The 13,691-nt window shown below is 67.3% G+C and carries 10 protein-coding genes and 1 pseudogene; 3 read left to right on the top strand and 8 right to left on the bottom strand.

Features of this window, described 5'->3' with window-relative positions; translation table 11 throughout:
- The 5 genes from C491_RS00530 to mutL all read right to left on the bottom strand — a co-directional run.
- Positions 1 to 859, bottom strand: an 859-nt coding sequence (locus C491_RS00530) for an FAD-dependent oxidoreductase (protein ID WP_005552942.1), incomplete at its 3' end; no start/stop codon positions are given.
- A 46-nt stretch (positions 860 to 905) separates the two neighbouring features.
- Entirely contained in the window at positions 906 to 1,862 is a 957-nt protein-coding gene (kdgK1, locus tag C491_RS00525; protein WP_005552941.1) for a bifunctional 2-dehydro-3-deoxygluconokinase/2-dehydro-3-deoxygalactonokinase, read from the bottom strand.
- 91 nt (positions 1,863 to 1,953) lie between these two features.
- Positions 1,954 to 3,033, bottom strand: a complete 1,080-nt coding sequence (rtcA, locus tag C491_RS00520; protein ID WP_005552940.1) for an RNA 3'-terminal phosphate cyclase — start codon at positions 3,031 to 3,033, stop codon at positions 1,954 to 1,956.
- Between the two features lie 63 nt (positions 3,034 to 3,096).
- Entirely contained in the window at positions 3,097 to 4,392 is a 1,296-nt protein-coding gene (locus C491_RS00515) for a S8 family peptidase (protein WP_049891348.1), read from the bottom strand.
- A 418-nt stretch (positions 4,393 to 4,810) separates the two neighbouring features.
- A complete protein-coding gene (mutL, locus tag C491_RS00505; RefSeq protein WP_005552938.1) occupies positions 4,811 to 7,006 on the bottom strand; it encodes a DNA mismatch repair endonuclease MutL in 2,196 nt (731 codons plus the stop codon).
- Positions 7,007 to 7,192: 186 nt separating this feature from the next.
- Between mutL and C491_RS00500 the strand changes: the two genes are divergently transcribed.
- Entirely contained in the window at positions 7,193 to 7,951 is a 759-nt protein-coding gene (locus C491_RS00500) for a hypothetical protein (protein ID WP_005552937.1), read from the top strand.
- Between the two features lie 113 nt (positions 7,952 to 8,064).
- Complete coding sequence (locus C491_RS00495) at positions 8,065 to 8,901, top strand: YihY/virulence factor BrkB family protein (protein WP_005552936.1); 837 nt, start codon at positions 8,065 to 8,067, stop codon at positions 8,899 to 8,901.
- Between the two features lie 6 nt (positions 8,902 to 8,907).
- On the opposite strand, the gene C491_RS00490 is transcribed toward C491_RS00495, so the two are convergent.
- Both C491_RS00490 and mutS read right to left on the bottom strand, forming a co-directional pair.
- Complete coding sequence (locus C491_RS00490; protein WP_083909276.1) at positions 8,908 to 9,315, bottom strand: response regulator; 408 nt, start codon at positions 9,313 to 9,315, stop codon at positions 8,908 to 8,910.
- A 149-nt stretch (positions 9,316 to 9,464) separates the two neighbouring features.
- On the bottom strand, positions 9,465 to 12,125 hold the full coding sequence (gene mutS, locus C491_RS00485; RefSeq protein ID WP_005552933.1) for a DNA mismatch repair protein MutS: 2,661 nt from the start codon (positions 12,123 to 12,125) through the stop codon (positions 9,465 to 9,467).
- A 142-nt stretch (positions 12,126 to 12,267) separates the two neighbouring features.
- On the opposite strand from mutS, the gene C491_RS00480 reads away from it, so the two are divergent.
- A complete protein-coding gene (locus C491_RS00480; protein WP_005552932.1) occupies positions 12,268 to 13,074 on the top strand; it encodes a universal stress protein in 807 nt (268 codons plus the stop codon).
- A gap of 28 nt (positions 13,075 to 13,102) precedes the next feature.
- Here C491_RS00480 and C491_RS00475 read toward each other — a convergent pair.
- Positions 13,103 to 13,669 (bottom strand): annotated as a pseudogene (locus tag C491_RS00475) (universal stress protein); the annotation flags it as partial.
- Positions 13,670 to 13,691: the final 22 nt, after the last annotated feature.

The following is a 13,691-nucleotide window of genomic DNA, read 5'->3' as shown; positions in this document are numbered from 1 at the left end:
GGGTCTCCTCGAGCCCCAGCCCGTCGAGGTTCGGCCGGCGGCCGGTAAAACAGTAGAGCTGGTCGGCCTCGACGACCCGTTCCTCGCCGTCCCGATCGGCGTACAGCCGCACGCCGCCGTCGCCGGTTCGCTCGAGTCGCCGCTCGTCTGTGTTAGTCAACACCTCGATCCCGAACTGCTCGCGGTAGAGCTCGAGAATCGCCTCGCCGTACTCGGGCTCGAACTCGTCGAGCGGGTGATCGTCGTGTTCGATCACCGTGAGGTCGACGCCGCCCGCCTCGCTGAGGTAGGGCGCCAGCTCGAGCCCGATGTAGCCAAAGCCCATGACGATCCCCGAGTCGGGAAACGAGGTCGCGTCGAGGACGTCCGCGCTTCCCATGAACTCGACGTCGTCGATCCCCGGCAGATCCGGGACGTTCAGCGTCGATCCCGTCGCGACGACGACGTAGTCGGGCTCGAGCCGTCGGCCGTCGACCTCGAAGACGCGGTCGTCGACGAACCGCGCGGGCTCGCGGAGGAGTTCGACGTTCTCGCGCTCGGCGAGGTCGTGAACGTGCTCCCGACGGTGTTCGGCGAACCCCGAGATGTGGTCGTCCTTGCGGGCGACGACGGCCTCGGGATCGACCTCGGGGACGCCCTCGAGACGGTCGTCGTGGCGTGCCCGGAACCGGTGGTCGGCCGCCGAGAGGACCTCCTTCGAGGGCATACAGCCCTGCAGGATACAGAGCCCGCCCCCGGGATCGCCGTCGTCGATCAGCGTCAGCTCGAGTTCGGACAGCTCCTCGGCTCGCTCGAGCAACCCGTCGGCGACGGCGACGCCCGCGCTCCCGTACGCCCCGATAATCGCGACGTGAACCATACGGGAGCTACGACAACTGGACAAAAAGAGATTCTGCAGGCCGGAGCTATCGGGAAATCCCGCCCTCGTCCTCCGCGACGACCGCCTCGACCTCCTCGCGGGTAACCAGGGCGACGTCGCCGGGAATCGTTCGCTTTAGCGCGGCCGTCGCCGCGGCGTACTCGAGGGCGGTTTCCACACCGTTGCCCTCGAGCCGGCGGGCGAAGAAGGCCCCCGAGAATGCGTCGCCGGTGCCGATCGGGTCAAGCGTCTCGGTCTCGTAGCTGGGCTGTTCGACGACCTCGCCGTCGTTCCAGGCGAGGGCGCCCTCGGCGCCGCGGGTGACGATGACGGTCTCGAACCCGAACGTCCCGGCCAGCTCGTCGGCCAGCTCGCGGGCCTCGCCCTCGAGCCCGAGCACGTTCCGGGCGTCCCGGGCCGCGACGACGAGCACGTCGATCGACGGGAACAGCTCGCGCAGACAGTCGTCGGCTTCCTCGGGCGACCAGAGCTTCGCTCGGTAGTTGAGATCGAAGGCGGTCTTCGTCCCGTTCTCTGCGGCCGTCTCGAGCAGCTCCGCCGTCGTCTCCCGCAGCGTCTCCGACAGCGCAGGTGTGATCCCGGTCGTAAAGAAGAGGTCGGCGTCCTCGATCAGCCCGGTATCGAGTTCGGCGGTCTCGGCGGTCGTGACCGCGGCGTCGCTCCGGTCGTAGATGACGTTCGTCCCGCGGGGTTTACCACCGTGTTCGAGGTAGTAGGTTCCCTGTCGCCCCTCCTCGCTCCAGACGATATCGGTGTCGATGCCGTACCCCTCGAGCTCACTGACGACGCGCCGACCCAGCGGCGAGTCCGGTAGCTTCGAGGTCCAGGTTGCCGACGCCGAGCCGAGCCGCTGAGCCGCGATGGCGACGTTACTCTCCGCGCCTGCGGCACGGACCTCGAGCTCGGCCGTCTCCTCGAGGCGTCGCTGGTCGGGCGGCGAGAGCCGCAGCATCGTCTCGCCGAAGGTGACGATCTCGCTCACGCTGCTGCCCTCCGATCGCTCCCATCGGTACTCGCTGCAACGGTCATGTGCGGGTGATCGACCGGCTGCGGTTAAGGTGTGTCGTTCGACGCTACGGCGGATCGGGGGACCGCGAGACGACGGCACCCTCCTCGCGACGCTCGAGGTCGATCTCCCGGCCGAACGCCTCGAGCAGCGCCCGACTGGTTTCGACGTGGTCGCTCACCCGCGGGATCCGCACCCGTCCCCCTGCGAGCGCGAGAAAGACCAGGAGCTGATCGCCCATGTGGCGGTCGACGGGCGCGTCCCCCTCGAGGAACCGGTTCGCCGCGTCGGCGGCGTCCTCGCCGACGCGCTCGGCTGGTTTGCCTCGCTCACCCAGCGCGTCGAACCCGGCGATTCCCGTGCCATGATCGACCCTGATCACGAGCGCGGATCCCGGCGAGGGGCTCTCGGCGGTTCGCTCCTGACGCTCGAGAACCTCGAGCTGATCGTCCTCGTTGCTCCCGTCGTCGACGTTTCGGTCGGCGCCCGCGAGGTCGAGTCGCTCGAGGGCCCCCTCGAGCTGGCGGTGGGCGACGTCCTGATCCGCGAGCGACGCCGATTCGGTCGAGTAGAGTCGGACGCCCTCGAGCTCGCTGCGCCGTTCGAGCGCCAAGGGCTCGAGACTCGAGGGGGCGATCCGAAGCGTCGCTCGTCCTCCGCCGTTGGGGTAGAACCCACGGCGATCGACCTCACAGGACGCTACGAGCCCGTGTGCGCCGAGCAGGGGGAGCTTGACCTGTCGGAGGTAGTCCAGCGGCGGCGACCACTCGACGTCCGTTCCGCCCGTCGCGGTCACCGACAGTGGCGCCTCGAGGACCGTCGCCAGCGGCAGAAGTGCATCGAACAGCAGTGTCACGCTGCCGGCCGTGCCGATGTCGACGGCGTAGGACCCGCCCTCGAGTCCACCCGTACTCGAGCGGCCGGGCTCGAACTCGACCGTCTCTGCGTCCAGTTCGCCACCCGAAACCTCGGCGTCGGTGACCGCGGCGAGCGTTTCGAGGACGGCCAGATGCTGGTTCGCCAGTCCCGGATTCGGTCGGTCGCCGCGGACGTGCTCCAGCCGAACGGGCTCGTTCTCGAGCACGGACAGCGTGAGTGCGGTCCGGAGGAACTGCCCGCCGGCGTCCGAGCCGTCGAGTTCGCGCATGGCTCGGGGTACGGGCTCGAGTCACCTACCGTTGCCGAACGAAAAGAGCCGGCCTGGAACCGATCAGATTCGCTGGACCGTGTTCAACGCGTTGATGCGTCCGGCACCGAACTCGGGGCTGCTTTGCCCGTTGACCAGCTCTGCGCCGTGGGCGATGTTGTTCTCGACCTGATTGGCGTTCATCTCGGGCTCGAGTTCGCGAACGAGGGCGATGAGGCCCGCGACCTGTGGGGCTGCCATCGAGGTACCGGCGAACCAGGCGTAGCCGCCTGGAACGGTGGAGTATACGAGGTCCTCCTCCTCGTTCTCGTTGGGATCCGCTCGACCCCCACCGGGTGCGCCGACCTCGATCGCGTTCGTCCCGTAGTTCGAGTACGAGGAGAGCCCGTCGTCGGGGCCGCTCGCGGAGACGGTCACCGCTCCCTGAACGGTACCTGGCAGATAGTGCCAATTGTCGTAGATCACGTCGACCACCTCGCCGTCGTCGTCGGTAATCTCCCAACGGGACTGTCCCTGCTGGAGGTCTACTGCGTCGTTGCCAGCAGACGTGGTCGAGAGCGTCCCGCGTCGGGCGACGTCCTGCATCACCTGCTGGACCGCGACGCGAAGTCCCTCGCTGTTCGCCTCGGCGGGTTGGGGGGCGGCACCGAGACTATAGTTTGCGACATCGGCACCGATAGTGGCGGCGTACTCCGCCCCGGCGAGAATGTCGGCGAAGGAGCTGCTATCCGGACCGAGGACTCGAACCGAGACGATCTCCGCGTCGGGAGCGGTTCCAGTGACGCCGACATCACCCGTCGCCGCTGCGGTCCCGGCGACGTGGGTTCCGTGGTCACCACTATCGCCGATATGAGGGGCCTCCTCGCCCTCGTTGACGAACGAGACGCTTAGCTCCTCGTTGAAGTTGTCCTCGAGATCCGGATGCGTGCCGTCGACGCCCGTGTCGGCAATGACGATCCGAGTTCCCTCACCGGTGGCGTAGTCGTGAGCCTCGAAGGTGTCGGTGATCTCCTTGTCCCACTGCTTTTCGGTGAACGCGGCGTCGTCGGTCGTCTGCGGTTCGGCGCGCTCGACGGGGTCAGCGAACTCGACCTCGAAGTTCTCGGTTACTCCGCTGACGCCCGATACCGAATCCAGGTCGTCCTCGGCGTCCGCCGGCCCGGAGACGATCGAAACCGACCCGTCCGCGAGTTCGCGCGTGACCGAGAAGCCGGCGTCCTCGAGCCGACCCCTCGAGCCACCGGTGACGACGTAGGTCGTCGACGAACCGGCGCTTCCAGCCCCTATCATTCCGACCGACAGTCCCGCCGCCGTAATGCCCTGCAGTACCCGCCGTCGTGTTTTTGCATATCGTGTCATAGCGACACAAAAGTCGATCATGGTTAGTAATGTAATAGTTGTGGAACCGGTGATCGAAACGGGATAAACTATCTGCGGCAGCGATCGAATTTTGGAAAGTTCTGGCAGGGAGTCGCGTCGTCACCGACTACGCTCGAGGCGCGGGCGCCGACGACGTGGACGGTCGGCTGGCGACGCTACCGAGAACCGCGACGACGCTGTGCGTAGTCGGGTTCCCGACGATCGTTCTCGGGAACGCTCATCCCGATGAAAAAGCCGAGGTACAGGCAGAGCACCACCAGCCACCCGATGGCTATGAGTACCACACTCATTTTTCAACGCTATATTTATTCAGGTATAAATATAAGTACTTTCTGCTCGAGGAGGTGACGTCGGGCAAGTCCTCGAGTGCATGGCGACGATCGGTCGCGGAGGAGAGTCAGCCGTGGTGGCCGGGGTAGTCCCGCTCGAAGCGCTCCTCGATCTCGCCCTCCTCGAGACGGACGATCACGGGTCGACCATGCGGACACGAGTAGGGGTTCTCGCAGTCGTCGAGCGCGGCGAGCAGGTCGACGACCGAGCCCTCGGTCAGCGAGGTGTTGCCCGTGATCGAGGGGTAACACGCGAGGTCGCCGAGGAACTCGTCGGCCAGCGCGTCGATCGTCTCCGCGCCGGCCTCCCGGTCGCCCTCGATGAACGAGGTGAGGACGTCACGCAGCCGTTCGGGCTCGAGGGTCTCCTCGAGCACCGCGGGAACGGTCGTCACGGCGACGGTGCGGTTGTCGGTCCGATTCGCGTGGAAACCCAACCTTGTGAGCGCCTCCCGGTAGCTCTCGAAGGCCTCAGCCTCCGCGGCGGTGAGTTCGAGTTCGACGGGCGAGGCCAGCGACTGGGCGGCGGGATCGTCGGCGAAGGCCTCGCGCAGTCGCTCGTAGTTGACCCGCTCGTCGGCGGCGTGCTGGTCGATCAGGACGAGCCCGTCCGGGGACTCACAGACGAAGTACGTGTCCCGGTACTGACCCAGCACCTGCAGCGAGGGCAGCGAGTCGAACTCGGAGACCTCGCCGTTGGCGGCCTCGCCGCCGAGCGTTCGCTGCTCGGTCGGTCCGGAAAAGCGACGGCTCGAGTCAGCCTCGTCTCGACGTGCGGAGCCGTCCGAACTCGAGTCGGGATCGGTCGTCGGTTCGGCTACCTGGTTGTTCTGCTCGACTGCCGTTTCGGCGCCCGCCGTGGACGAATCGCGAGGCGCGTCCGCGGTGACGTCTTCGGCGTCGTCGGTCGTCGGGCTCCCGTCGTCGGTCGAGTCGGTCGCTCGAGCGTCGTCCGTTCGCGCCCCCTCGTCCGAATCCGGCGACGCTGGGGCCGGTTCGGCGTCGGCCGCTTGCGAGTCAACTGCGTCGGTATCGTCCGACTCGCCGTCGGATGCCTCGGCGTCGCCCTCTCGAGACGTCGGCCGCTCGCTCGAGGAACTCGAGTCCTGCTGTCCCGGGCCCGCAGCGGCCGGCCGTCCCCCTGAACCCGAGCCCGAGCCACCGGGCTCGAGCCGGGCCTCGTCCGGCGCCGACCGGCCGCGGGGTGCACCCGAGCGAAGCAGGCCGTGCTCGAGCAGCGCCGACTCGACGGCCGCGTCGACCTGTCGGCGGACGGCGTCGTCGTCGTCGAAGCGCACCTCCCGCTTTCGGGGGTGGACGTTGACGTCGACGGCCTCGCCGGGAACGTCGAGAAAGAGCACGACGAAGGGGTAGCGATCGCCGCCGAGCTGGGTGCCGTAGGCGCCCATGATCCCCTCGCGGACGGCGTCGGCCGAGACGGCTCGGCCGTTGACGTACGTCGCGAGGTACTCGCGGCTCGAGCGGTTCGTCTCGGGGTGAGAGACGAGTCCTGAGACGGACTCGAGCGGACCGACGGGGAGCTCGTCACCGTCGGCCTCGACGGGGATCATCGCGGAGGCGACCTCGCGGCCGTACACCGAGAGGACGGCCGCCTGCAGGTCGCCCTGGCCCGTCGTCGCGAACACTTCGCGGCCATCGTGGGTCAGCGAGACCGCGACGTCGGGGTTCGCGAGTGCGTACCGGGTGACGACCCGGTTGACGTGGGCGAACTCGGTCGCCGTCGTCTTGAGGAACTTCCGGCGCGCGGGGGTGTTGTAGAAGAGGTCCGTGACCTCGACGACGGTTCCGGCGGGACAGCCCGTCGGTTCGACCGAGACGACGTCGCCGCCCTCGTAGACGAGTTCGGTGCCGGCGCCGTCGGCCTCGCGCGGCCGACTCCTGATCGTCAGCTTCGAGACCGAGCCGATGGTGTGGAGGGCCTCGCCACGAAATCCGAGGGTGGCGACGCCCGACTCGAGGTCCTCGAGGCCGGCGATCTTGCTCGTGGTGTGCTGGCGGACCGCGGTCCGGAGGTCGGCCTCGCTCATCCCGTAGCCGTCGTCGGCAACCCGGATCAGCTCGGTCCCCCCCGCCTCGACGGTGACGTCGACGCTGTCGGCGTCGGCGTCGAGACTGTTCTCGAGGAGCTCCTTGACCGCGCTGGCGGGCCGTTCGACGACCTCGCCGGCGGCGATCCTGGCGACGGTGTCCTCGTCGAGCTGGCGGATGTCGGTCCCCTCCGGGGTAGTGGTGTCGTCGCTCATTGTGGTGGTCCGAAATCGGCGCGCTCGAGGCTTCGGCCGCGTCCGCGGATCATCAGTAACGCGTACTCACAGCGGCTGGTTAGGTCTTACGCGTCCGGAGCGAAAGTAGTTACACTCGCCGCATCCGCGGCGCAGGCGGCGCTCGTAGCGAAAGAACGAGCACGCTGTGTGTCCAACCCGCAACCGATGCTCACCGGCCTCGCGCTCGTCGACGGCGACTCGCTCCTCGTTGCGGTGCTCGTCGTCGCAGTTGCGCTCGTCCACCTCCTTCCCAACCGGTTGTCCGTCTCGAGCGGCCGATCGCGCCACGGCCTGCTCTCGGCTGCCGGCGGCGTCTCGATCGTCTACGCCTTCCTCCACCTGTTTCCCGAACTCGACGGCCGTCGGGACTCCCTCGAGGGCATCGACCTCCTCGTCGGTTCGCTCGCTGGCCACCACATCTACGGGCTCGCGTTCGTCGGGCTGGCGTTGTTCTACGGGCTCGAGCGACTGGCCGCGATTTCGCGCTCCCGGGAGTTCGAACACGAACTAGGTCCGTTCACTGACGAGCCCGTCTTCTGGATCCACGTCGGCGGATTCGTCGTTTACAACGCGTTTATCGGGTACGTGCTCGTTCAGGGGGAGACCGGCACCGAGAGCGACGTGCTGTTCGCGGTCGCGATGGCGCTGCACCTGTTCGGCAACGATGCGGCGATGGAGCAGCACCACCGGGAGGCTTACCGACGAATCGGGCGGTGGGTACTCGCGGCCGCGGTGTTGCTCGGTGCCGGTCTCGGCGCGGTTTACACGATCGGTGACGCCGCGTTCACCGTTTTGCTCGGTCTGCTGACCGGCGATATCGTCTTCAACGCGATCAAGGACGAGCTCCCCCGAACCCAGGAGAGTCGGTTCTGGGCGTTCGCAGCGGGGTCGGTCGGCTACGGCTTGATCCTGCTGCTCCTGTAGCGCCCACGTTTCGGACTACGTCGCTCCGCTCGGTCCGCCGGGATCGTGAGGATCGTGACGGCCGCGGCAGCTTCCGGCTCCGATCTTTTTGAGTCAGGCGTCGTTCGTTCGGTATGGACCTGCGACGGGCTGGCTCCGTCGCTCGAGACGTCGCGAGCGTGATCCGCGAGCACAACGTGACGTTCATGGCTGGCAGCATCGCCCACGCCGCGTTCCTCTCGATTCTCCCGCTCCTGCTGTTGTTGTTCATTGTCGTCGGCGCGGTCGGCAACGACTACCTGACCGAGCAGATCACGGTGCTGGCCCGTCAGCATCTGAGCCCCGCCGGTGAAGGGCTGGTGTTCGAGGCGCTGACCCACGCCTCCGAGCGCGCCGGCGCGTCGCTCATCGGGGTCGCCTCCCTGCTGTGGGGGATGCTTCGGATCTTCCGCGGACTCAACACCGCGTTCGACGAACTCTACGGCGGCGGAGAGAGCTCGTTCGCCGAAAAGCTGCTCGACGGCGTCGTCGTCTTCACCGTCATCCTGATCGCGACCGTCGGCGCCGGCGCGGTCGCGGCGACGCTGGCCACGGTCGACAGCACGCTCGTCGAGGCGCTCTCCCCGCTCGCGTTGCTCGCCGGCCTCTCGATGGCGTTCTTCCCCATGTACTACGTCTTCCCCGACCCCGATATCGGCGTTCGTGAGGCCCTGCCGGGAACGCTCGTCGCCGCGGCGGGCTGGGTCCTGCTTGAGGTCGTCTTCGGGATCTACGTCGGCCTCGTCGACACCGTCGGTACCTACGAAACGCTCGGGGCGGTGATCCTGTTGCTCGTCTGGCTTTACGGCAACGCTCTCGTCCTGCTCGTCGGCGCGACGATCAACGTCGTCGTCGGCGGCTACCACACCGACGGACCGGCACGGAGTTCGGGCGACGAGTCGGAGACGACGGAACCCGCTCGCGCGTCGTAATTCGTGCTATGCGAGCCGCCGAGCGCCACCCAGTCGTTCGGCGAACTGCCGTAGCTCGTCGGCCTCGAGGGGCTTGACGGCGTAGGTGTCCGCTCCCTCGGATTCGGTCCGGAGTGACTCCACCTCGAGTCGCGACCCCGTCATTACGACCACCGGAACGTCGGCGAGACGCCCGTCGGCCCGTAATTCGCCTAACACTTCCCGGCCGTTTTTCCGCGGGAGATGCCAGTCAAGCAGAACCAGATCCGGACGCGGCGCGTCGGCGTACTCGCCGCGCTGGCGGAGAAACCGCAGTGCTTCGACACCGTCTTTCACGACGTGTCGATCGCTCTCCACCCCCGCTTCCTTCAGCATCTCTTCCGTGTATCTGACGTCAGCTGGATTGTCGTCGACTATCAGTAGATTTCGTAGCACCCGTTCCACCTCTCTTACAATCACTGAATATCCAGTAGCTAATAAATGTATTTCAATATATCTGATTGTGGGGGGTTGCTACTAGTCAGGCAGGGAGTGAATACAACCGATAGTGAGGAAATCGAGAACTAGAAGTGGACGCCATCGCGCTACTTCTCGAGAGTCCGTTGCCACTCCTGTACCTTCGAGAGGAGCTCCACGGGCGAGGTTTCGTTCACGTCGACGCTCTCGAGATCCTCGAGCACCTGCTTGGTTTCGGCGTCGAGCGCTCCCGCGTCGTCGCCCTCGGCATGCGATTTGGGCGATCCGCCGTCGGTGTTGGCCGCACCCCTGAACTGGCCGCTCGAGACGTCGAACACCGTCTGGACGGGCTCGCTCGAAGCGCCGCCTTTCGCCTCGATCGCCTTCTCCTCGCGCAGGCGTTCGAGGACGTCACGGGAGCGGTCGACGACGGGTTCTGGTACGCCCGCGAGATCGGCGACGTGGATCCCGTAGCTGCGATCCGTGGGGCCGTCGCGGACGGTCCGCAGGAAGGTGACGTCGCCGTCGCGCTCGTCGGCCGCGATGTGAACGTTGGCCACTCGAGGAAGTCGATCGGCCAGCCCCGTTAGTTCGTGGTAGTGGGTGGCAAACAGCGTCTTCGCCCGGACCTCGTTGTGGAGGTACTCCGTGGCGGCCCAGGCGATCGAGATGCCGTCGTAGGTCGCGGTTCCGCGACCGACCTCGTCGAGGACGACCAGGGATTCCTCGGTAGCCGTGTGGAGAATGTTCGAGAGTTCGCTCATCTCGACCATGAACGTCGAGCGTCCCTGCGCGAGTTCGTCGAGGGCGCCGACGCGGGTGAAGATCCCGTCGACCAGCCCGATCTCGGCGCTCTTCGCGGGGACGAAGCTCCCGATCTGGGCCAGCAGGCCGATGGCGGCGACCTGGCGCATGTACGTCGATTTGCCGGACATGTTGGGACCAGTGACGACGAGAAAGCCCCGGTCGTCGTCGAGACGGACGTCGTTGGGAACGAACTCGGTCGTCTGCTCGACGACGGGATGGCGACCCTGCTCGATCTCGAGGCGATCCCCTTCGTGCAGCGCGGGGTTCACCCATCGGTTCTCTGCGGCGTGGGTCGCCAGGCTCGCCAGCGCGTCGACGGTCGCGAGTGCCCGGCCGACGTCTTGCAGGAGCTCGGCGCGCGTAGCGACGTCCTCGCGGAGTTCCTCGAACAGCTCGTACTCGAGGTCGCCGCGGCGCTCCTCCAGACGCAGCATCTCGCGTTCTTTCTCCTCGAGTTCGTCGGTCGTAAACCGCTTGGAGTTCTTCAGCGTCTTGATCTGCTCGTAGTGGTCGGGAACGCCGTCGGCCGCGGACTTGCCGACCTGGATGTAGTAGCCGTCGGTCTTGTTCCGGTCGACGGTGACGTGGCTCAAGCCGTGCCGGCGTTTCTCCCGATCGGCGAGGCCCTCGAGCCACTCCCGGACTTCTTCGTGGCGCTCGATTACTTCGTCGAGGTCCTCGTGGTACCCGTACCGGAACAGCTCGCCCTGGGTTACCGTCGACGGGGGCTCGTCGGCGATAGCGTCCTCGAGGGTCTCGCGAAGCTCGCGGGCAGCGTCTCGATCAGGACGCTCGAGAATTTCGGCGAGCGGCGAGTCGGCGAGGTCCGGGTTCGCGGCGACGACGTCGGCGACCGCCGGCAGCGCGGCCAGCGTCTCACGAACCGCGACCAGATCCCGCGCGTCGGCGCTGCCGTGGCTTGCCTTCGAGGCCAGCCGTGCCAGGTCGTACGCCTCGCCGAGAACGTCCCCGATCTCGTCGCGAGCCAGCGCGGCCGTCGACAGCGCACCGACGCTCTCCTGGCGGCGCTCGAGGACCTCGAGCGATCGCCGCGGCCGCTGGAGCCACTCCTTGAGCAGCCGGCCGCCCGCGCTGGTCGCGGTGTGGTCGATCGTCGCGAACAGCGATCCCTCGCGCTCGCCCTGCATGGTTTCGGTCAGCTCGAGGTTGCGCTGGGTGGTCGCGTCGAGGGTGACGTGATCGTCGCCGCGGTGGGCCTGAATGCGGGTCATCGAGGCCAGCACGCCGGCTCCCGTCTCCTCGACGTACTCGAGGACGGCGCCCGCGGCCGCAACGGCGGACTCGCCGACGCCGAGGCGATCGACGGTGCCGTCGCCGAACTGCTCGCGGACCGCGTGGCTCGCCCGTTTGGGCGCGAAGGCCTCGGTCTCGTGGAGGGTCAGCGTCGCCTCGAGGCGCTCGCGAACCAGTCCGAGCAGGTCGTCGTCGCTCCGGACCTCGGGACCCGGCAGCACCTCGACGGGGTCGAACCGGTACAGTTCCGTCAGCGCCTCGTCGGCGTCCTCGGCTTCGGCGACGAGAAAGCGTCCGGTCGTCACGTCGGCGAACGCGAGACCGTACGCGGGGTCGTCGCCGCGAGCGCTCGAGTCCGCGACGATCGCAACCATGTACTGTGCGTCGGCGTCGCTGGTCTCGAGCAGGGTGCCGGGCGTGACGACGCGGACTATCTCGCGGGCGTGGCCGGAGTCGGTCTCGTACTGGTCGGCGACGGCGACCCGGTAGCCGCGCTCGACCAGCGCCTTGAGATAGGGCGTCAGATCGTCGAGCGGGACCCCCGCCATCGGGTACGACGAGCCGTGCGAGGACTTCTGGGACACCTTGAGATCCAGTTCGTCGGCGACGGTCTCGGCGTCCGCCGCGAAAAATTCGTAGAAGTCGCCACACTGCATCGCCAGCAGGTCGGCCTCCGTCTCCTCCTTGAGCGAGAGAAACTCCCCCACGATCCCCGTCGCCTCGGTCATACGCGGAGCCTGGCTCTCCACCGCAAAAACCCTGCGGGATCCGCGGCGGAAGTGATCGCCGACCGTGGTGAGGCGATGACTGTCATGGCCGTCGCTACGGAGGTCTATTAGGCTCCCTGACGTACGCTATCACGTCCCGCCAATGGCTGTTCCCGACCACCGCGTACTGGTGCCGGTCGACGTCCTCGGCGGCGAAAGCGTCCCGCGGACGGTGATCGACGTGCTCGCGTCGGTTCCGGTCGTCCTGTTGGGCTACCGCGAACTCCCCGAACAGACCGGGACCGACCAGGCCCGCGACCGGTACGGCTCGCGCGTCCGCGCCGAACTCGACGAGCTTCACGCCGTCTTCGAGGACGCCGGCTGCCTCGATGTCTCGTCGAGGAGCGTCTTTACCCACGATCGGTTGAAGACCTTCGAGCGCGTCGCCGTCGAAACCGACTGCGACGCGATCCTGTTGGTCAACCCCGCCCCGGTTCTCGAGCGAGTGCTCGTTGCGGTCCGGGGCGACGTCAACCTCGAGTACATCGCCCGGTTTCTGGGTGCGGTACTCGCGAACACTGACCTCGAGGTGACGTTCCTCCACGTCGCCGACGAAGACGAGCGAACGCGTCGGACCGAACTCCTCGAGGCCGCCGTCGACGAACTCGTCGCCACCGGCGTCGCCCGCGAGCGGATCGACACCTCCCTCGTCGTGGACGGCTCGCCGACGCGGGCGATCCTCGAGGCCGCGGCCGATCACGACCTGCTCGTCGTCGGCGAGAGCCGGCCGTCGGTTCGTCGGTACGTCTTCAAGGACCGAGCGAAGAGACTGGCCAGGGAAACCGTCGATCCGGTGCTCGTGATTCGCGGCGAGTACCTCGAGGGAACGGAGGGAGCGGGGGACGAAGACACGGCTGGCGACGAGTCCGCCTCGACGGACGACGTCGAGGGGTCCGACGAGTCCCCCTGATCCGGCTCGAGTCCGCGTCCAAATCCGATTACCCCTCGTTTTCCGACTCGTCCTCCTCGACGTTCCGGACGACGAGCACCGGCCCGACCGACTCGGCCGCGACGCGTTCGGCGTCCTCGCCGAAGGCGAGCGTCAGCAGCGACGGCGCCCGCTCGCCCATCACGACGGCGTCGTGGCCGGTCGTCGCCTCGAGGAGTGCCTCGAGCGGCGGTCCGTCGACGGCGAGTTCGGTTCTTACGTCGATCCCGCGATCGGCGAGAGGAACTGCGGCTGCCTCGAGCAGTTTGCGACCCGCGGGTTCGTCGCCGGTCGCCAGAAAGAGCGTGACGTCGATCTCCCGCTCGCCGATCAGTTCCGCGACGAACGAGACGATCCGTTCGACGGCGACGTCGCCCGTCAGGGCCACGAGCAGCCGATCGATCGGGCCAGTTGCACCCGGAATGGCGTACGCCTCGGACCTCGTCTCCGCTGCGATCCGATCGAAGGTTTGCTTCCGGTCGTGTGTGAACACGAGGCGGTAGTCGGCGGTTCCCTCGTCCGCCCCGAACTCCGCTGCCAGATCCTCGAGCGCGTCGGTGGCGCGCGCCTCGTACTCTGTCTCTTATACACATCTCTGA

The organism is Natronococcus amylolyticus DSM 10524 (genome assembly GCF_000337675.1).
Lineage (GTDB): Archaea > Halobacteriota > Halobacteria > Halobacteriales > Natrialbaceae > Natronococcus > Natronococcus amylolyticus.
The sequence above is the reverse complement of the archived record's forward strand: the minus strand, read 5'-3'. Positions and strand labels throughout refer to the sequence as shown.